Here is a 19023-nt window from a genome sequence, read left to right as displayed (position 1 = left end):
CGGAAGAGGCGGGCATGAGCATCGAAGCGCGCATCGCCGAACTCGGCCTCACCCTTCCCCAGCCCGCCGCCCCCGTCGCCGCTTATGTGCCGGCGGTCGAGGCGAACGGGCTTCTCCACATCTCCGGCCAATTGCCGTTCCGCGCGGACGGATCGCTGATGACCGGCCGGCTCGGCGAGGATGTCGACGTGGAGGGCGGCCGCGCCGCCGCCGAACGCTGCGGGCTGATGCTGATCGCGCAGATCAAGGCGGCGCTGGGCGGCGATCTGGATCGCGTCGAACGGATCGTCAAGCTCGGCGCCTTCATCTCCTCCACCGGCGATTTCACCGATCAGCCCAAGGTCGCCAACGGCGCGTCGGAACTGATGGCCGCCGTGTTCGGCGATGCCGGCCGCCATGCCCGTTCGGCCGTCGGCGTGCCGGTGCTGCCGCTCGGCGCCTGCGTCGAGGTCGATGCGGTCGTTGCCGTCCGGCCTGCCTGACGCGCTGTTCGCGCCGGCGCCCGCGGCGGAGCGGATCGCCTTCCTGAAAGGCCGCCGCTTCGCCCATCGTGGCCTCCATGGGCGCGGCCGGGTGGAGAACAGCCGCGCGGCCTTTACCGCCGCCATCGCCCATGGCGACGGGATCGAACTCGATGTCCAGCAATCGGCGGACGGCCAGGCCATCGTCTTCCACGATGCCACGCTGGACAGGCTGACCGGCCGATCGGGCGCGCTGGCAAATCTCGATGCCGCAGCACTCGGCCGGATCGCGCTCGCAGGGAGCGATGGCGAGACGCTGCCGACACTCGCAGAAATCCTCCGCCTCATCGCCGGCCGGGTCCCGCTGCTGATCGAGGTCAAGAGCCGCCACCGCCGGCCGGCGCGCCTCTGCGCGGCCGTCCGCGATGCGCTTGCGGGCTATTCCGGCGCGGTTGCCGTGATGTCCTTCAACCCCGAAGTCGCCCGCTGGTTCTCCATCCATGCGCCGACCGTCGTGCGCGGGCTGGTGGTGACGGAGGAGAAGGACCGGAACCTGCCGGGCCGCCTGCGCCGCCATCTTGCGCTCTGGCGGGCGCGTCCCGATTTCCTCGCCTATGACGTGCGCGATCTGCCCTCCCCCTTCGCCGCCGCCCAGCGCCGCCGGGGCATTCCGGTGCTGAGCTGGACGGTGCGGACCGACGCCGACGAAGCGACCGTCGCCGCGCATGCCGACGCCCCGATCCACGAGCATCCCCTTGGCTGATCGCGATATCGTCGCGCGCATGGCCGATGGCGTCTCGGCCGTTCCCGCCGCCGATTGGGATGCCTGCGCCGGCACGGGCAATCCCTTCGTGTCGCACGCCTTCCTTTCCGCGCTGGAGGATTCGGGCAGCGTAGGCCCACGCACCGGCTGGCAGCCCCTGCCGATCATCGTGGACGGCGCGGACGGGCGCCCCGCCGCGATCGCCCCGGCCTATGGCAAGAGCCACAGCCAGGGCGAATATGTGTTCGACCATGCCTGGGCGGATGCCTGGGAACGGGCCGGCGGGCGTTATTACCCCAAGCTCCAGATCGCGGCGCCCTTCAGCCCCGTGCCCGGCCCCCGCCTGCTGCTGCGCGATGGCGACGCGGCCGCCGCCCCGGCGCTGATCGCCGCAATCGAAACCGTCGTCCGCCAGAACGGCCTGTCGTCGGCGCACGCCACCTTCGTCGCGCCCGATCAGGTGCCGCTGTTCGAGGCCGCCGGCTGGCTGATCCGGTCGGACCGCCAGTTCCACTGGGCCAACCAGGGTTATGGCTGCTTCGACGATTTCCTGGACGCGCTGGCCAGCCGCAAGCGCAAGGCGATCCGCAAGGAACGCGCCGCCGCCGTCGCGGGGCTGGATATCGTCCATCTTTCCGGCGGCGATCTTACCGAGGCGCATTGGGACGCCTTCTGGGCCTTCTATCAGGATACCGGCGCCCGCAAATGGGGCCGCCCCTATCTCACCCGCGCTTTCTTCTCCACGCTGGGCGAGCGGATGGCGGACAGGGTGCTGCTGATGCTGGCGCTGCGCGATGGCCGGCCGATCGCCGGCGCGCTCAACCTGATCGGCGGGGACACGCTCTACGGCCGCTATTGGGGCGCGACGGAGGAGGTGCCCTTCCTCCATTTCGAGCTCTGCTACTATCAGGCGATCGATGCCGCCATCGCCCGCGGCCTCGCCCGGGTGGAAGCCGGCGCGCAGGGCGAGCACAAGCTGGCGCGCGGTTATGAGCCGGTCGCCACCTGGTCCGCCCATTTCATTCCCGATCCCGGCTTCCGCCGCGCCGTGGCCGACTATCTGGCCGCCGAGCGCCGGGCCGTTGACGACGAGATCGAAATGCTCGCCGAAATGGGGCCGTTCAGGCGGAGCTGACGTTTCAATTCGTCATCTCTTGCGGCTAAGGGCGGGCGCATGAATCGCATCCTCGCTCTGTTCGCCCTTCTCGGCTCGCTCATCGCCGCCACGCCCGCCGCGGCCTGGTGGGAATATGGCCATGAAACCGTCGCCAGCATCGCCATGGCGCAGGTGAAGCCCTCCACCCGCGCCGCGATCCGCAAGCTGCTCGCCCGGTCCGACCTGCTGGAAACGCCCACCTGCCCCGCCCGCACCATCGAGCAGGCGAGCGTGTGGCCCGATTGCGTGAAGCCGCTCGGCGATCGCTTCAGCTATGCCTATAACTGGCACTATCAGAACGTGAACATCTGCAAGCCGTTCGCGATCAAGCCCAATTGCCCGGACGGCAATTGCGTTTCCGCCCAGATCGAACGCAATGCGCGGCTGCTCAAGGATCGCACGGTGCCGGTGCGCGAACGGGTGATGGCGCTGGTCTTCCTCGTCCATTTCATGGGCGATCTGCACCAGCCGCTCCACGCCGGCGACAAGGCCGATCTCGGCGGCAATCGGGTGAAGGCGGCCTATGGGGTGATCGAGGGCCGCGCCAATCTCCACTCGGTATGGGATGGCCTGCTGGCCGATCGCGCGCTTTCCACGCCACCGGGCGGGGCGAAGGGGCTGCTGGAGGAATATGGCCCGCCGGCCCGCGCCGCGATGCGCGAAGGCACGGTGGAGGATTGGTCGCGCGAGAATTGGCAGGTCGCACGGGATTCCGCTTATGCCAGCGTGCTGGGCGATCCCTGCGCCCCCACGCCCGACCAGCGCGTGAAGATCGACGAGGCGACGATCGAAAAGCTGATCCCGGTGCTCCGGCTCCAGGCGATGCGCGGCGGCGTCCGCCTGGCGCGGCTGCTGGACGAAGCGCTGGGGTAAGGAAAAGGGGAGGGACCCGGCCGGCCCCTCCCCTTCGGATCACATGCCGGTGATGACGACCGAAACCGCGCGGCGGTTCTGGGCCCAGGCGGACTCGTCCGAACCTTCCACCGCCGGACGCTCCTTGCCGTAGCTCACGGTCGAGATGCGCGAGGCGTCGATCTTGGTCGCCAGATAATTCTTGGCCGAATTGGCGCGGCGATCGCCCAGCGCGAGGTTATATTCGCGGGTGCCGCGCTCGTCGCAATGGCCTTCCACCGTCACGCGCACGTTCGGATATTTGGCGAGCCAGTCGGCCTGCCGGTCCAGGATGGCGCGCGCCTCGCTGTCGAGGTCATATTTGTCGGTGCCGAAGAACACGCGGTCGGAACCCACCTGCTGGAGGAAATCCTCCTTCGATCCGGGCACGACGGTCGACGCCACCGGGCCTTCCGGCTGCGTCGTCTCGGGCGCCGGGGTGGATTCGGTGGGCGGAGCCGGCGGCAGCTGCGCCGGCGGCTTCTTGGAACAGCCGGCCACGGCGACGAGAGCCGCCGCCATCAGCAGCTTGGTCGTCAGGTTCTGCATGTCGATCTCCTTGATTTTAGCGACGAGTTGTTTGTTTGGAACGATGAACCGAAAGCAGGGCAGCGGTCAACCCATTTCAGGGCAGTAACGGCCCCCAGGCCGGATCGGATCCATCCAGCGGGGTGGGAACGCGTTTTTCGTTCACGCCGGTCAGATCGACCGACCACAGGTCGGCCTTGCCGGACCCTTGCGCCGTGCGGAAGAACATGATGACGCGGCCGTTGGGCGACCAGCTCGGCCCTTCATCCTGCCAGGCGTCGGTCAGCAGCTTCTCGCCCGATCCGTCCACGCCCATGATGCCGATGCGGAAGCCCGCGCCGATCTTGGTGAAGGCGATCAGGTCGCCCTTGGGGCTCCACACCGGCGTCGCATAGCGGCCGGAACCGAAGCTGATCCGCTGCTGGCCGGACCCGTCCGCGCTCATCACATAGATTTGCTGCGTGCCCGAACGATCGCTTTCGAAGACGATGCGGCTGCCGTCGGGCGAGTAGCTGGGCGCCGTGTCGATGCCGGGCGACGTCGTCAGCCGCGTCGCCGGGCCGCCGCTCGCCGATACGCGATAGATGTCGGTGTTGCCGTTGATCGCCATCGAGAAGACGATGAAGCGGCCATCGGGGGAGAAGCGCGGCGCGAAGGTCATGTTCGGCTGGTCCAGCACCAGCCGCTGCCGGCCGGAACCGACGTCATAGACATAGACGCGCGGCCGATCGTTGACGAAGGACATATAGACGATCGATTGCTGGTTGGGCGCGAAGCGCGGCGTCAGCACGATATTCTGGCCGTTGGTGAGGAAGCGGTGGTTGGCGCCGTCCTGGTCCATGATCGCCAGCCGCTTGATGCGGTTCTTCTTCGGCCCGGTTTCGGAGACGTAGACCACGCGGCTGTCGAAATAGGGGCCTTCGCCGGTCAGCCGGGTATAGACGGTGTCGGCGCATTTATGCGCGGCGCGGCGCCATTGCGCCGGCTGGACGACGAAGCCCTGCCGCGCCATCTCCGTCTTGGCGAATACGTCATAGAGGTAGCAGCCGACGGTGATGGTGCCGTCGCCATTGGCCTGGGCGAAGCCCTGCACCAGCGCCTGCGCGCCCGTGCCCACCCAGAAGGGGAAATCGGGCGCCGTCACCTGCGCGAAGTTCACCTGGCCCAGCGCGTTCGGCCCGATTGGCTGGAACAGGCCGCTGTTGCGCAGATCGTTGGTGATCACGTCCGCCACCTGCCGCCCGAGCGCTGAGGTATCGCCCGCCGCCGTCTGCACGATCGCCGGCGTCGGCATCGACGGGATAGCGATCGGCATGGGCGAGGAAATACCGCCCGTGATGTCGACCGTGATCGATTGCGCCGCCGCGGGCAGCGGCGCCGCCAGCGCCGCGGCCAGCAGCAGGGTTCGCATCGGCTTCATCCCTCGCGGGTTCGTCCCTGTCGGGTTCATCATCGTCTCCCGTTCCTTGTCCATTGCCCGGCCCGTCATGCCGCCCCGCCCGGGCTGAATGTCAGCTGAAACTCGCTCCAGCCATTTTCGTAAAGGTCCGCCGGCAGGCGGATCGGCTGGCAGCGCAGCACGGCGAGCGCGGCGGCTTCCGCCATCCGCTCCGCCTGCGCCGATATCTCCGGCGTCACGCCCGATTGCCGCGCCACCTGCGGCAACCCGATCAGCGTGCCGTCCGGCGCGTAGCGCACGGTAAGCGTGGTCGCGATCGTCCGCGCCGCGCCCGCGCTTCGGGGCGAGCGGTAGCAGCGCTTCACCTGATCGGCCGCCACCTGGATCGCCCGCATCGCCGCCGCGCGCTCGGGCGCAGGTACCGGCGCCACCACCGCCCCGGCCATCCGGGGCGCGGTGCACCCGGCCGACACGAACGGCAGCCCCAGCGCCAGGGGGATGGAGGCGCGCCATGCCTGCCTCATCCCAGCTGGCTCGGAATGAAGCGAAGCTGGAAATCGTTCCAGCCGCCTTCATAAAGCTCCGCCGGCAGCTTCACCGGCGTGCAGCGCAGCACCGCGCGCCGCGCGATGTCGCTCATCTGCCGGGCATAGGAGCGATTGGCATCGTTGACGCCGGTCTGCTCGACCATCTCCGGCTCGATCGCCACGGTGCCGTCCGGCTTGTAGCGCAGGCGCAGCGTCGTCACGATGCTCATCGCCGATGTGCCCTGCAGCGATCCCAGCTCGTAGCAGGGCTTGAACTGACGGGCGAGCGCGGCCGCCAGCCCCTGCATCGCCGCCCCGCTCACCGCCGCGCGCGGGCTCGCAGCCTTGCCCTTGGGGTCATCCGAAATGCCCTTCAGGAAATTGGCGCCCAGCCGCGATCCGGCGGGCTTTTCCGCCTTGCCCTTGGTTTCCCGGTCGGGACGGCGGCGATCGCTCGCATCCTCCTTGTCCTTCGCCGGCGCCTTTTCGGCGGGCTTGGGCTTTTCCGCGGGCTTCGGCTTGTCGGCCGGCTTCGGCGCGGGTGTCGGCTCGGCCGCCTTGGGGGTCGGCGCGGGCTCGGGCGGCGCAGGCGTCGGCTCGGCGGGCGCGGGCTCCTCGGGCGGCCCCGTCTCGGGCGCTTCCGATGGCGCCGGCGCCTCGGTCGCCGGATTGGGCACCGCCGAACGCAGCCCCACTTCGTCGGTCAGGATCACATCGAGCGGCTCGTTCACCGCCGGCGGCAGGCGCACGGTGGTGAAGATGCCGAGCGACAGCACCGCGAACAGGGCGGCATGCCCTATCAGCGCAACGCCGAAACCAGCCTTCTCCGCGCGATCGATCACGATCTGTCTTCACCCGCCGTAACCAGCGCCACCTTGTTCAGCCCGGCGCGGTTGAGCTCGCCCATCACCCGCATCACCCGGCCATAATCCAGGCCGCGATCGGCGCGCAGGAAGATCTGGGGCGCATCCTTGCCATGGCCGCGCGTCGCCGCGATGTCGCCCAGCCGCGCCGCCAGCGTCGATTCCAGCACTTCCTGATCGTCGAGGAACACCTTGCCGGTCCCGTCGATCGAAATCATGATCGGCTGGTCCTTCTGGTCCAGCGCGCCGGCGCGGCTGTCGGGCAGGTTCACCGGCACGCCCGTCGCCATCAGCGGGGCGGCGATCATGAAGATGATCAGCAGCACCAGCATCACGTCCACCAGCGGCGTGACGTTGATCTCCGCCATCGGCGCGCGGCGGCCGCCAGGCCCGCGGCCCTGCACCGGCCCCATGCCCATCAGCCTTCGACCTCCAGCTCGCGGCTCAACGTCGCATGGAAGCCGTCGGCGAAGCGGTGGAGGCGCGCCTCGATCCGGTTCAGCACATGGGTCAGGCGGTTATAGGCGATCACCGCCGGGATGGCGGCGAACAGGCCGAGCGCGGTGGCGAACAGCGCCTCGGCGATGCCGGGGGCCACGACGCCGAGCGACGTGTTCTGCTGGGCCGCGATATCGGTGAAGCTTTTCATGATGCCCCACACCGTGCCGAACAGGCCGACGAACGGCGCCACCGATCCGATGGTGGCGAGGATGTTCAGCCGGTCGGAAAGCCGGTCCACCTCGGCCGCCACGGCCACGCCCATCGACGTCGCCAGCCGCGCGCGCGTGCCTTCGCGGTCGATGCGGTCGCCCTTGGTCGATCGCCGCCATTCGGAAACGCCAGCCGAAAACACCTTGGCGCTCGGCAGGTCGGAACGGCCGGGACCGTCATAGAAGCGGTCGATATCCTCCGCCTTCCAGAATTCGCGTTCGAAGGCCTCGTTGGCCTTGGAAATCTTCCGAAGGCGCGTGCCGTGGGCCAGGATGATCGTCCACGTCCAGATGCTCGCCAGCACCAGCCCGATCATCACCGCCTTCACGACGAAATCGGCCTGCATGAACAAGGTTACGGGGGATAGCAGCGATTCCGTGGGCGCAATGGTCATGATCGGTCAGAATTCCCTTTCAGCCGTTCGAATATTTCGATCCAGCCACGTGGCTGCCGCCGTGGCCGACCGTCGGGGGAGAGGAAGGCCGCGGTGACGTCCGCTTCGGCGACTACCTCCCCACCCCGCATGACTCTCTGATGAATGACGCACGAAGCCGCGCGAATTTCCCTCACTTGCGAAACCACCAGCAGCGCATCGTCCAGCTTTGCCGGCCGGCGGTAGCGGATGGAAAGGTCCGCAACGGCATAATAGCCCTCGCCCCCTTCCTGCGCGGCGCGCTGGTCAATCCCGGCGACGCGCAGCATGTCGCTGCGGGCGCGTTCCATGAAGCGCAGATAATTGGCGTGGTAGACCACGCCCGAAAGATCGGTGTCCTCGAAATAGACGCGCAGCGCGAAGCGGTGCTCCGTGCCGACGAAGCGGCCCTCGAAGGGCTGATCCAACGCATCCTTAACCATGGCCCAGCGGTCTAGCTTGTCCGATTCGCGACCGGAACCCCAAAGTCGGCGCTAATGCCGCCTATTTTCCGTCGAACAGGCCGGCTTCCGCGCCCGGCGGCGGATTGAGGCCGAGATGCTTCCACCCCAGCGCGTTGAGGCAGCGCCCCCGCGCGGTGCGGGCGACGAGGCCGAGCTGGATCAGATAAGGCTCGATCACCTCCTCGATCGTGTCGCGCGGTTCGGACAGGCCGGCGGCCAGGGTCTCCACCCCCACCGGCCCGCCGCGATAGATGTCGGCGATCATGGTGAGGTAGCGCCGGTCCATGGCGTCGAGGCCGAGCTGGTCGACCTCCAGCCGGTTGAGCGCGGCATCGGCGGCCTTGCGATCGACCAGGGCATGGCCCGCGACATCGGCGAAATCGCGCACGCGGCGGAGCAGCCGGCCGGCGATCCGCGGCGTGCCGCGGGCGCGCCGGGCAATCTCCGTCGCGCCATCGGGCGCGATCGCCAGGCCCAGCAGGCCCGCCGCGCGCGTCACCACGCGCTCCAGCTCGTCCACCGTATAGAATTGCAGGCGCACGGGGATGCCGAAGCGGTCGCGCAGCGGCGTGGTGATGAGGCCCTGCCGGGTGGTGGCGCCGACCAGCGTGAAGCGCGGCAGATCGATCCGCACCGACCGCGCCGACGGCCCCTCGCCGATCATCAGATCGAGCGCGCGATCCTCCATCGCCGGATAGAGCACCTCCTCCACCGCCGGGCTCAGCCTGTGAATCTCGTCCACGAACAGCACGTCGCCATCCTCGAGATTGGTGAGCAGCGCCGCGAGATCGCCGGCCTTGGCGATGACGGGGCCGGACGTCGCGCGGAATCCCGATCCCATTTCCTTGGCGATGATCTGCGCCAGCGTCGTCTTGCCCAGGCCGGGCGGGCCGAAGAACAGGACATGATCCAGCGCGTCGCCCCGCGCCCGCGCGGCCTCGATGAACACGCGCAGATTTTCCCGCGCGGCCTTCTGGCCGACGAACTCGTCGAGGCTGCGGGGCCGGAGCGCGGCGTCCACGTCCTCGGGGCGGCGGGCGGCGGTGAGGATGCGGTCGGTATCGGTCACGCGATCGCCGTAGCGGCCACTGCCGCCGCTTGTCGAGGGCCGGCGGTTGACACGAAGTTGAGGAAGTTGAGGATTGCCATCCGGTCCGCCCGGACCATGGCGCAGGCCGGCCGGGCGAATGGAGAGGAAGAGGCGCGCGAGACGATCACCGCTGGCAGGCTGCCATTTCAGGTCCAACATTACCAGAGGGGGGAACGGGCGATGGACATGACGAGACGGGGCGTGCTGGCGGGCGGGGCCGCCTTGCTGCTGGCATCGCGCGCGGGCGCCGCGCCCGCCGGCTTCGACGACCGGCTTTATCGCAAGGCGATCGTGATCGACGGGCTGGGCGCGGTCAGCGATCCCGATTTCAAGCCGGGCATGACCCGCTTCACCCCGCGCGGGCTGGCCGAGATGCGCGCATCCGGCGCCACCGCCATCCAGATGACCGTCGCCGATCCGGGCAATGACGTATCGCTGGAGCAGGCGGTGCAGGCCCTTGCCGGCGGCGACCAGGTCATCGCCGACAATCCCGATATCCTGCTCCACGCGCTCACCGCCGCCGATATCCGCGCCGCCAAGGCATCGGGCCGGATCGCCATCGTCTATGGGCTGCAGGATTCGGCGGTGATCGGCCCGGTGCTGGATCGGGTGGCGCTGTTCAGGGGGCTGGGCGTCCGCGTGATCCAGCTCACCTACAATCTCCGCAACCTTTCCGGCGACGGATCGCTGGAGCCCGCCAATGCCGGGCTATCCAGGCTCGGCCGCGCCACGATCGAACGGATCGAGGCGGAAAGGCTGCTGCTGGACCTCTCCCACGGCGGCCAGCGCACCATCGCCGAGGGAATCGCGGCGGCGAAGCGCCCGCTGACCATCAGCCATACCGGCTGCCGCTCGCTCCACGACAATCCCCGCAACGTCTGGGATGCGGAGTTGAAGGCGCTTGCGGACAAGGGCGGCGTGGCCGGCATCTACTGGATGCCCTTCCTCGTCCCCGGCGGCAAACCGACGAAGGACGATCTGATCCGCCACATGGCCCATGCCGTGAACGTGTGCGGCGAGGATCATGTCGCGATCGGCACGGACGGCATGCTTTCCGCCACGGTGATCGACGACGATGCGCGCGCCAACCAGAAGAAATTCTACGAGGACCGCGCCGCCAAGGGAATCGCGGCGCCGGGCGAGGGGCCGGACGTCTTCAACCTGGTAATGGATTATAACAGCCATATGCGCTTCCGCATGCTGGCGGACGATCTTGCCCGCGCGGGCTGGCCGGCGGCGCGGATCGAAAAGATACTGGGCGGCAACCTGCTGCGCCTTTATGGCGAGGTGTGGGGCGGCTGATCCGTCCCTTTTTGCACAGAGAAGCCCGCTCCTTGCCTCACAAGCCCCCCGTCCTCCTGCTCGTCCAGGAGCCGCCGCACTGGATGCTCGACGACCTGCAAAGCCGGTTCGACCTGCGCACCGCGCCCGGCCCCGGCATCCGCGCGGCGGTGACGGGCGGGGCCGAGGGGATCGACGCCGCGACGATCGACCGCTGCCCGGATCTCGCGCTGATCGCGGTCTGCGCGGTCGGCTATGACAAGGTGGACGTGGCCCATGCCCGCGCGCGCGGCATCGCCGTCACCAACACGCCCGACGTGCTGACGGAGGATACCGCCGACACCGCCATCGCGCTGATGTTCGCGGTCTATCGCCGGGTCGCGCTCTACGATCGCTATGTCCGCGACGGCCGCTGGGAGAAGGAAGGGCCGCCGCCGCTGGCCCGCAAGCTCACCGGCCGGCGCATCGGCATTCTCGGCCTCGGCCGGATCGGCAGCGCGATCGCAAAGCGGTGCGCGCCCTTCGCCGGCGAGATCGCCTATCACAGCCGCACCCCCGTTCCGGGGGCGCCCTATCGCTACGCCGCCGACACGGTGGCGCTGGCGGCCGGCGTGGACGTGCTGGTCGTCGCCACGCCGGGCGGCAAGGGCACGGCCGGGCTGGTCGACCGCGCCGTGCTCGACGCGCTCGGGCCGGACGGCACGCTCATCAACATCGCCCGGGGATCGGTGGTGGACGAGGATGCGCTGGTCGCGGCGCTGGCCGAAGGCCGCCTCGGCGCCGCCGGCCTCGACGTGTTCGCGCACGAGCCGCATGTGCCGGAAACGCTGCTGGCGATGGAGAATGTCGTCCTCCTCCCCCACCAGGGCAGCGCCACCGTCGAGACGCGCAAGGCGATGGCCGATCTTGTGATCGCGAACGTGGAGGCGTTCTTTGCCGGAAAGCCGCTGCTGACGCCGGTGGAATAAGCCCTCCCCGTCATTCCCGAGGAAGCGTGAGTGACGAGGCAGGAGGCACCCGATGGTGAAAGCCTGCGGGCGATAGCCGGCACGGGATCGCGAACGCGGCGGCATTCTCGCCGGGAAGGCCGCTGCCGACGCCGGTGGGACAGGCCCCGTCATTTCCGCGAAAGCGGGAATCCATGGACGGCGACCGGCCCGACGAAACCTCCAGCGCCCCAGGATGAGGATTCCCCGGCTTGGCGAAGCGGGGAAGGGAGGACGCCCCTAGCGCGCCGCCTTCCTGAGCGCGAGGCGCACCAGCGCATCGAGCGTCGCGCCCGGCCCCAGCTCCTCCTCGGCGGCCGCCACCGCCGCATTGGCCTCGGCGGGGCGGAAGCCGAGATTGGCGAGCGCGGAGAGCGCATCGCCCGCGGCGCTGCCCGCCGGTGCCGCCACAACCGCGCCCGGCACGCCGATCGCGAGGCCGCCCACCTTGTCCTTGAGTTCGTTGACGATGCGCATCGCGAGCTTCGGCCCCACGCCGTTGGCCCGCGCCACCATCGCCTTGTCGCCGCCCGCGATCGCGCGGGAAAGCTCGTCGGGCGCCAGCGCGGAAAGGATCGCCAGCGCCACGCGGCCGCCCACGCCCTGCACGCTGGTCAGCAGGCGGAACCAGTCCCGCTCGCCCGCCGATCCGAAGCCGAACAGCGTGATCGCATCCTCGCGCACCTGCATCTCGGTGAACAGCATCACCTGCCCGCCCGCCGCGCCGAGGGCGGAAAGCGTGCGGGCGGAAGCCTGCACCAGATAGCCGACGCCGCCGACGTCGATCACCGCATGATCGGCCGTCGTCTCCGCGAGCAGGCCGGTCAACCGTGCGATCATGCGATGATCCTCTTCATGGCCCTGGCGCTCGCCAGATGATGGGCGTGGGTGATGGCGACGGCCAGCGCATCGGCCGCGTCGGCGCCGGCGATCTTCACGCCGGGCAGCAGCCGCGCGACCATGGCGTGCACCTGCTGCTTTTCGGCGGCGCCGGTGCCGACCACCGCCTTCTTGATGAGACGCGCGGCATATTCGCCGACCGCGATCCCCTGCCGGGCGACCGTCAGCAGCACCACGCCGCGCGCCTGCCCGAGCTTGAGCGTGGATTGCGGATTGGCGTTGACGAACACCTCCTCCACCGCCGCCGCATCGGGGCGGTGGGCCACCAGCACGTCCGTCAGCTGATCGTGCAGCGCCACCAGCCGTTCGGCCAGCGGCGCGTGGGTTTCCGTCTTCACCTGGCCGTTGGCGATATGGCTGAGCCGGTTGCCGTCAGCCGCGATCACCCCCCAGCCGGTGGTGCCGAGACCGGGATCGAGACCGATGAGGATCAAAGCCCCCCCTCCCTTTCAAGGGAGGGGGCCGGGGGGTGGGTGAACCTTGGCGGCAAGGAGGACGCCTTTCGGAGAATATCGGCCAGCACGCCCTCCAGATTCTCCCCCACATCCCGATTGGTAAAGCGCAATGTTGTGAAGCCGCGCGCCGCCAGCGCGGCATCGCGCCGCGCATCGGCCTGGGCATCGTGGCTGTCGCCATCAAGCTCCACGATCAGGCCGACGGCAGGGCAGAAGAAATCGACGATGTAGGGATCGAGGACGATCTGCCGCCGGAACTTGAAGCCGCCCAAGCGGGAGGAGCGGAGGTGGTGCCAGAGCTTTTCCTCGAGCGGCGTCGGCACCCGGCGCAGGGTGCGCGCAAAATCGCCCAATCTTGGATCGATCCGTAGCGCCATCACCCACCCCCAAACCCCCTCCCTTGAAAGGGAGGGGGCTGCTCGCGATCACCCCAGCTTTTCCATCACCTCGTCGGAGACGTCGTAATTGGCCCAGACGGTCTGGACGTCGTCATCGTCGTCGAGCGCGTCGATCAGCTTGAAGAGCGTCGCGGCATCGCCTTCGCCCACCGACACCAGCGTCTGCGGGCGCCAGGCGAGCTTCACGCCCTCGGCGTCGCCGAGCACGGCTTCCAGCGCCTTGGCGACTTCGTGGAGATTTTCCGTCGCGGTCCAGATCTCATGGCCCTCGTCGCTGGAGGAGACATCCTCCGCGCCGGCCTCCAACGCCGCCTCGAACACCTTGTCGGCATCGCCCGCGCTGGCCGGATAGTTGATCAGGCCCATCCGGTCGAAGCCGTGGCTCACGGATCCGCTGGCGCCCAGATTGCCGCCATTCTTCGAAACGGCGGTGCGGACGTTGGTGGCGGTGCGGTTGCGGTTGTCGGTCAGCGTCTCGATGATCAGGCTGACGCCGCCGGGGCCGAAGCCCTCGTAGCGCACTTCCTCGTAATTCTCGCCGTCGCTGCCCGCCGCCTTGTTGATCGCGCGCTCGATATTGTCCTTGGGCATGCCGCCCGCGCGCGCGGTGAGCACGGCCGCGCGCAGGCGGGCGTTCATCGCCGGATCGGGCAGGCCCATCTTGGCGGCCACGGTGATTTCGCGGCTGAGCTTGGAGAACAGCGCCGAGCGCTTCTTATCCTGCGCACCCTTGCGGTGCATGATGTTCTTGAATTTGGAATGGCCGGCCATTGCCGTCGCGGTCCTGTGCTGTCTGTCGGAATTGTGCGCGCTCCTTAGCGGGAGGCAGCCCCTTCGCGCAACGGCAACGCGATCTTCCACGCCACCACGCCCAGCGCGCAGCCGATCGCCAGCTGCACCGCCGATACCGCGCCATCGACCAGCGACAGCGCCGCCAGCGCGCGCGCCGGCAGGGCGATCTTCACCGCGACCAGGGTGAGCGCGAAATGCACGGCGGCGAACGGCAGCACCAGCGCGGCATAAGCCAGCCACAGGGGCACCAGCCGCCCCTGCTGGCGGGCGAAGATGTGGCGCAGGGGAAAGCCCGCATCCCCGATCGCCAGCGCCGCCTGCCAGGCGAGGATGGCGATGGTGAAGGCATACCAGATGGCGGTGGTGATCATGTGCGCCAGCCAGATATCGGCGATCGCCGCATCCTTGCCCGTGGCGATGGTGCCCAGCGCCGAAAACAGGCCGAAGCCGATCGCGAGCAGGATCGTCACGCCCAGATAGCGCGCCAGCGGCGCGCCAGGGGCGAAGGGCCGGCGCACGCCGGCGATGCGGCGGATCACCGCATAAGCCAGCCAGAACACGGCGATGACCCGGATCGCGGCGGCGGCGATGAACGCGCCGGACATCTCTCCCGGCTGCGGCTTGGTCGCGAAGTCGATCAGGTTGGTGCCGGTGGTGATGGCGAGCGCGATCAGCCAGATGTCGGCGGTCATGTGCGGCGGCTTCAGATGGGCGATCACCGCGCGGCGGACGCCGGCAACGTCCGGCTCGATCACGGCGCCGCTCAAAGCTTCACCGCCGTGCCGCTCACCGAAACCATCAGCATCGATCCGTTCTGGCCCAGCACCTCATAATCGATGTCGACGCCGATCACGGCATCGGCGCCGAGATCGCGCGCCTCGGACGTCAGCTCCTCGAACGCGGCCGTCCGCGCATCGCGCAGCGCCCCTTCATAGGCGCCGGACCGGCCGCCGACGATGTCGCGCACCGAGGCGAACAGATCCTTGAACAGGTTGGCGCCGACGATCACCTCGCCGGTGACGATGCCCAGATAGTCGCGGACCGGGCGGCCCTCGATCAGCGTGGTGGTGGTGACGATCATCGCCGGGCTCCCCATTGCCGTTGCCACCCCTTACTGCCCGATCCGGCCGCGCGCCGCCAGCGGCCGCGCGAGGAAGGCATCGAAGCTTGCCGCCATCTCCCCCGCCATCCGGCGGCCGGCGTCGCTGCCCAAGGCGCGATCCCGATATGCGGCAAGGCCGGCATCGGCCCGGATCGCGGCGGGATCGCCGAAGCGATCGCATACGGCCAGCATCGGCATCAGCGCGGCATCGGCATGGCCGAAGCGGTCGTCCTGCGCCCAGCGCGCGGCGGCATCCCGGAAATGGGCGATGGCGCCGAGACCGCGCGCCACCCGGCGCATCGCGCGGGCGACGGCATCCTCGCCGCCCATCCCGAACAGCGCATGGCCCAGCAGCATCGAGACGCCGGGACCGATCTCCACATCCACCATGCGGGCGGCGAAGGCGGCGCGGGCGCGGGCGCGCGGGTCCGCCGGCCATAACGAAGGGCCGGGCAGGACGGCATCGAGATAGTCGGCGATGGGGCCGGATTCGGGCAGGATGAAGCCGCCATCGTCCAGGCAGGGCAGCTTGGCCAGCGGGTTGATCGCGCGATAGGCGGGTGATCGCCAGTCGCCGTCGGGCGGAGGCGGCAACAGGGCGAGATCATGGCCCTTGGCCCGCGCCACCATCAGGCAGCGCTGGGCATAAGGCGAAAAGGCGACGCCGTAGAGCTTCATCGCTCCGCCGGCGCCGGTGCGGTCATGCTAGCCGAGGCCAAGCGCCGCCTTGTAGGTTTCGAGCAGGGCCTCGGCCTCATCGCGGGCATGCTTCTCCATCTTCCGCAGCCGGACGATGGCGCGCATCGTCTTGACATCATAGCCCTGGCTCTTGGCTTCCAGATAGACGTCCTTGATGTCGTCCGAAATGCCCTTCTTCTCTTCTTCCAGCCGCTCGATGCGCTCGATGAACAGCCTCAGCTGATCGGCCGCGACATTAGGTTCGCTCATCCGGTCGTTCACTCCTGATTCGGTGGAAGCGGAGCCTCTAGAGCGGTTTCGCCCCGCACGGAACCGGTCTCGTCTTCCGGGGCCGCATTTTCCGCGCCGTCCGCCCGAAACGCGAAAGCGCCGCCGGCCTCATGGCCGACGGCGCCCCCCCTGCGATCCGGGTCCGTCTATGCGGCCGTTATCAGGCGGCGATCGCCACCCGGCGCGGCGCGCGCAGGCGCATCGCGCCGCCGACCAGGCCGAAGCCCGCGATCAGCATCGCCCAGCTCGCCGGTTCCGGCACCGGGGCGGAGACGACGTCCTGCCCGATCAGCGTGACGGTGGCGGAGATGGTCTCGGTGATGGGATGGCCGAAATCGAGGCCGCCGAGATTTTCCAGCGCCACCTGATAGGTCGCGCCGTTGGCGGTGATCGTCGTCGGCCCGTCCCAGGTCAGGCCCCCGGCGGCGGTGAAGAAGGCGACGGCATACCAGCCGCTGGCCTCGCCCGGAGCCGAGCCACCCGGCGTGAGGAACGAAAGCTGGGCGGCCAGTTCCACCGCGCCGGCGCCGATGCCGCCGATCGAGATGTCGATGAAATCGAAAGTCCAGCTCTCGCCGATCTCCAGCGTCTTCAAGCTCGTCGGCAGATCCGCGAGCGTGGCGGAGAAGTTGCTCCACCCCAGCTGATTATAGGAATAATTGACGTAGGTATTGGCGGCGCTCTGGTCGATCTCGAACGTCACCGCCGCATTGGCGGGCGCGATCGCAGCAAGACCGAGGCTGGCCGCGGCGGCGATCTTCAGGAACATGGATTTCACGCTACTACTCCCCTCTGGAATATAACGTCGGGAGCAAAGCAGGAATCGTGCCAACAACGGCAATTCTAGTGCAAAACACTGTTAACTATTACGAGATGTAAACTAGCCCGACAGGAGTAGCGCGGGAGCCCAACCCTCCCGCGCCATCCGAACATCAATCGACGGGGAAGGGCTGGCGCTTGCCGCCGAGCTTGTGGACGGTGCCGTGGCGCATCACGAAATCCACCGTTTCCAGCCGATGCACATCTTCCAGCGGGCTTCCCGCGACGGCGATGATATCGGCATCCTTGCCGGGCTCGATGCTGCCCAGCCGGTCGGCGCGGCCGAGCAAGTCGGCCGCATCCAGCGTCGCCGCACGGATCGCCTGGTCCGCGGTCATCCCCGCTTCCAGCATCAGCGCGAATTCCTGCGCATTGTCGCCATGCTTCGACACGCCGGTATCGGTGCCGAAGGCGATCTTCACGCCAGAGCGCACCGCCAGCGCGTGATTCTTCTTGGCGGCGGCGGCGGCGGCCTCCGCCTTCACCAGCGTCGGCGCGGGCAGCGCGCCGGCCCGGGCGTTGCGCAGCGCCGTCACCGGCGCGATCATCGTCGGCACCAGATAGGCGCCCTTCGCCTTGAACAGCTTCACCGTATTCTCGTCGAGGAAGCTGCCATGCTCGATCGAATCGACGCCCGCCTCAAGCGCGGTCTCGATCCCTTCCTTGCCATGGGCATGCGCGGTCGCCTTGCGGCCGAAGCTGTGCGCGGTCTCGACGATGGCGCGCATCTCGTCCAGCGTCATCTGCCGGCCGAGCCCGCCGGCAACGTTGGAGAGCACCCCGCCCGTCGCCGCGAACTTGATGACTTCCGCCCCATCGCGGATCTGGGCGCGCACCGCGCGGCGGCATTCGTCGGCGCCGTCGCAGATATTGGTCTGATGCTGGTGCATCGCCTCATAAAGATCGCGGTTCACGCCGTTGGCGTCGCCATGCCCGCCGGACACGGAGATCATCTTCCCCGCCGGCACGATCGTCGGCCCCGGCAGGTCGCCGGCGTTGATGGCGTCGCGCAGCGTGGCGATGCCGCGCGGCTCCCCGCCCAGATCGCGCACGGTGGTGAAGCCCGATTCGAGCGTGACGCGGGCATGGCGGGCGGCGATGACGAATTCGTCCTCATAATCGCGCCCCGGCCCTTCCAGCCGTTCCTTCAGCGGATCGCCGTCGCTGTAGAGGTGGACGTGCATGTCGATCAGCCCCGGCAGGACGAAACGGTCCTTGAGGTCGACCAGTTCGGCCCCGCCCTCCGGCGCGGCGAAGCCGTCGCGCACCTCGGCGATCTTGCCGTCGCGCACGATCACGGTGGAGGCGCCGCGCGGCCTGCCGCCCGGCCGGTCGAGCAGCGCGCCCGCGTGGATATAAGTGACATGCGCCGCCGCCTGGGTGGCCGAAGCCGCGGGCGCGGCCTGCGCATGGGCGGTCCCGGCCATCAGGATCGCCGTGCAGGCCGCCAGTATCGTCTTTCGCATTTTTTGTGATTCCCCCTTTTGATCCATCACCTTATCCCGGTTCGGGCGGATGGGAATAGGGGAACGATAAAATCGGGCCGCCACCCGGAAAGAGCGGCGGCCGCCCCCGCCCCTCAGCGCGACGGATCGGTCTGGGAGGGCGGATCGCTGGCGGGGAAGCTGTCTTCCAGCGACTGGTCCAGCCCCTCGTCCAGCGCCTCCTGCTCGCGGGTGCGGTTCAGCGCCATGCTCGCTTCCATCTTCGCGATCTGCTCGGGCGTGGCCGGCGTGTTGTTGCGCGCCTTCCATTCGCCATAGGGCATGCCGTAGACGAGGTGGCGCGCCGTCTCCGCATCGAACTTGCCGTGCGAGGCTTCGGAAACCCAGTCCGCCAGGCAGTTGCGGCAGAAGCCGGCCAGCCCCATCAGATCGATATTCTGGGCATCCGCCCGGTGCCGCAGATGGCGCAGCAGCCGGCGGAAAGCGGCCGCCGCGGTCGCATCGTCGATCACATCTTCCGGGCGCTGGACCGTTTCTGTGGGTTTCATGGCGCAAACTCCAAACTTGATCTGTCGCAAATAGGGACTAACGAGCCGGCTTCATCCCGCAAG

25 protein-coding genes are annotated in these 19023 nt (G+C 68.7%); 6 read left to right on the top strand and 19 right to left on the bottom strand.

The annotated features are described in order from the left end of the window. The first annotated feature begins 14 nt into the window (after positions 1-14). Genes BHE75_RS02260 through BHE75_RS02245 form a run of 4 tightly spaced genes read left to right on the top strand, consistent with a single transcriptional unit; the run spans position 15 to position 3253 of the window. The gene (locus BHE75_RS02260; RefSeq protein WP_070932090.1) at positions 15-482 is read left to right on the top strand and encodes a RidA family protein; all 468 of its coding nucleotides are present in this window, start codon (positions 15-17) and stop codon (positions 480-482) included. Continuing rightward, entirely contained in the window at positions 454-1224 is a 771-nt protein-coding gene (locus tag BHE75_RS02255) for a glycerophosphodiester phosphodiesterase family protein (protein ID WP_070932088.1), read from the top strand. The genes BHE75_RS02260 and BHE75_RS02255 overlap by 29 nt, the downstream gene beginning before the upstream one ends. Continuing rightward, a complete protein-coding gene (locus tag BHE75_RS02250; protein ID WP_438830580.1) occupies positions 1187-2359 on the top strand; it encodes a GNAT family N-acetyltransferase in 1173 nt (390 codons plus the stop codon). Before BHE75_RS02255 ends, BHE75_RS02250 begins: the two co-directional genes overlap by 38 nt. Before the next feature lie 39 nt (positions 2360-2398). After that, positions 2399-3253: a S1/P1 nuclease gene (locus BHE75_RS02245; protein ID WP_070932084.1), complete on the top strand. Its 855-nt coding sequence runs from the start codon at positions 2399-2401 to the stop codon at positions 3251-3253. Between the two features lie 39 nt (positions 3254-3292). On the opposite strand, the gene pal is transcribed toward BHE75_RS02245, so the two are convergent. From pal to ruvB, 8 genes are all read right to left on the bottom strand, one after another. Beyond that, positions 3293-3820, bottom strand: coding sequence for a peptidoglycan-associated lipoprotein Pal (gene pal, locus BHE75_RS02240; protein WP_015459120.1), 528 nt, complete (start codon positions 3818-3820; stop codon positions 3293-3295). Positions 3821-3896: 76 nt separating this feature from the next. After that, positions 3897-5219, bottom strand: coding sequence for a Tol-Pal system beta propeller repeat protein TolB (gene tolB, locus BHE75_RS02235; protein WP_015459119.1), 1323 nt, complete (start codon positions 5217-5219; stop codon positions 3897-3899). A 65-nt stretch (positions 5220-5284) separates the two neighbouring features. Next, positions 5285-5722, bottom strand: a complete 438-nt coding sequence (locus BHE75_RS02230) for a hypothetical protein (protein ID WP_070932083.1) — start codon at positions 5720-5722, stop codon at positions 5285-5287. Next, positions 5719-6567 (bottom strand): hypothetical protein, encoded by an 849-nt coding sequence (locus BHE75_RS02225; protein WP_015459117.1) that lies wholly within the window; start codon positions 6565-6567, stop codon positions 5719-5721. The genes BHE75_RS02230 and BHE75_RS02225 overlap by 4 nt, the downstream gene beginning before the upstream one ends. After that, positions 6564-7007, bottom strand: a complete 444-nt coding sequence (gene tolR / locus BHE75_RS02220) for a protein TolR (RefSeq protein WP_015459116.1) — start codon at positions 7005-7007, stop codon at positions 6564-6566. The genes BHE75_RS02225 and tolR overlap by 4 nt, the downstream gene beginning before the upstream one ends. Next, positions 7007-7693: a protein TolQ gene (gene tolQ, locus BHE75_RS02215; RefSeq protein ID WP_015459115.1), complete on the bottom strand. Its 687-nt coding sequence runs from the start codon at positions 7691-7693 to the stop codon at positions 7007-7009. The genes tolR and tolQ overlap by 1 nt, the downstream gene beginning before the upstream one ends. Continuing rightward, positions 7690-8154 (bottom strand): YbgC/FadM family acyl-CoA thioesterase, encoded by a 465-nt coding sequence (locus BHE75_RS02210; RefSeq protein ID WP_015459114.1) that lies wholly within the window; start codon positions 8152-8154, stop codon positions 7690-7692. Before BHE75_RS02210 ends, tolQ begins: the two co-directional genes overlap by 4 nt. 61 nt (positions 8155-8215) lie before the next feature. Then, positions 8216-9244: a Holliday junction branch migration DNA helicase RuvB gene (gene ruvB / locus BHE75_RS02205; RefSeq protein WP_070932080.1), complete on the bottom strand. Its 1029-nt coding sequence runs from the start codon at positions 9242-9244 to the stop codon at positions 8216-8218. Between the two features lie 201 nt (positions 9245-9445). On the opposite strand from ruvB, the gene BHE75_RS02200 reads away from it, so the two are divergent. After that, positions 9446-10567, top strand: a complete 1122-nt coding sequence (locus BHE75_RS02200; protein ID WP_070935388.1) for a dipeptidase — start codon at positions 9446-9448, stop codon at positions 10565-10567. An 83-nt stretch (positions 10568-10650) separates the two neighbouring features. Next, positions 10651-11514 (top strand): 2-hydroxyacid dehydrogenase, encoded by an 864-nt coding sequence (locus tag BHE75_RS02195; protein ID WP_070935386.1) that lies wholly within the window; start codon positions 10651-10653, stop codon positions 11512-11514. A gap of 258 nt (positions 11515-11772) precedes the next feature. On the opposite strand, the gene ruvA is transcribed toward BHE75_RS02195, so the two are convergent. The 11 genes from ruvA to BHE75_RS02140 all read right to left on the bottom strand — a co-directional run bounded on the left by ruvA (position 11773) and on the right by BHE75_RS02140 (position 18960). Beyond that, the gene (gene ruvA, locus BHE75_RS02190; protein WP_070932078.1) at positions 11773-12372 is read right to left on the bottom strand and encodes a Holliday junction branch migration protein RuvA; all 600 of its coding nucleotides are present in this window, start codon (positions 12370-12372) and stop codon (positions 11773-11775) included. Beyond that, complete coding sequence (gene ruvC, locus BHE75_RS02185) at positions 12369-12866, bottom strand: crossover junction endodeoxyribonuclease RuvC (RefSeq protein WP_070932076.1); 498 nt, start codon at positions 12864-12866, stop codon at positions 12369-12371. The genes ruvA and ruvC overlap by 4 nt, the downstream gene beginning before the upstream one ends. After that, positions 12863-13264, bottom strand: a complete 402-nt coding sequence (locus tag BHE75_RS02180; RefSeq protein WP_070932074.1) for an endonuclease domain-containing protein — start codon at positions 13262-13264, stop codon at positions 12863-12865. Before BHE75_RS02180 ends, ruvC begins: the two co-directional genes overlap by 4 nt. 48 nt (positions 13265-13312) lie before the next feature. After that, positions 13313-14056: a YebC/PmpR family DNA-binding transcriptional regulator gene (locus tag BHE75_RS02175; RefSeq protein WP_015459107.1), complete on the bottom strand. Its 744-nt coding sequence runs from the start codon at positions 14054-14056 to the stop codon at positions 13313-13315. A gap of 44 nt (positions 14057-14100) precedes the next feature. Further along, the gene (locus BHE75_RS02170) at positions 14101-14844 is read right to left on the bottom strand and encodes a hypothetical protein (protein WP_070932072.1); all 744 of its coding nucleotides are present in this window, start codon (positions 14842-14844) and stop codon (positions 14101-14103) included. Continuing rightward, positions 14841-15158, bottom strand: coding sequence for a heavy metal-binding domain-containing protein (locus tag BHE75_RS02165; protein WP_015459105.1), 318 nt, complete (start codon positions 15156-15158; stop codon positions 14841-14843). The genes BHE75_RS02170 and BHE75_RS02165 overlap by 4 nt, the downstream gene beginning before the upstream one ends. 30 nt (positions 15159-15188) lie before the next feature. Next, positions 15189-15857, bottom strand: a complete 669-nt coding sequence (locus BHE75_RS02160; protein WP_070932070.1) for a glutathione S-transferase family protein — start codon at positions 15855-15857, stop codon at positions 15189-15191. Between the two features lie 27 nt (positions 15858-15884). After that, a complete protein-coding gene (locus BHE75_RS02155; protein WP_015459103.1) occupies positions 15885-16127 on the bottom strand; it encodes a DUF2312 domain-containing protein in 243 nt (80 codons plus the stop codon). A gap of 181 nt (positions 16128-16308) precedes the next feature. Beyond that, positions 16309-16917: a PEPxxWA-CTERM sorting domain-containing protein gene (locus BHE75_RS02150; RefSeq protein ID WP_015459102.1), complete on the bottom strand. Its 609-nt coding sequence runs from the start codon at positions 16915-16917 to the stop codon at positions 16309-16311. 163 nt (positions 16918-17080) lie between these two features. Continuing rightward, positions 17081-18433: a metal-dependent hydrolase family protein gene (locus BHE75_RS02145; protein WP_070932068.1), complete on the bottom strand. Its 1353-nt coding sequence runs from the start codon at positions 18431-18433 to the stop codon at positions 17081-17083. A 113-nt stretch (positions 18434-18546) separates the two neighbouring features. Next, on the bottom strand, positions 18547-18960 hold the full coding sequence (locus tag BHE75_RS02140; protein WP_015459100.1) for a DUF1244 domain-containing protein: 414 nt from the start codon (positions 18958-18960) through the stop codon (positions 18547-18549). Between the last annotated feature and the right edge of the window lie 63 nt (positions 18961-19023).

Origin of the sequence: Edaphosphingomonas haloaromaticamans (genome assembly GCF_001853345.1) — a bacterium.
GTDB lineage: Bacteria > Pseudomonadota > Alphaproteobacteria > Sphingomonadales > Sphingomonadaceae > Sphingomonas_E > Sphingomonas_E fennica.
Note: the sequence above shows the minus strand (reverse complement) of the source record. Positions and strands in the feature narration are given on the sequence as shown.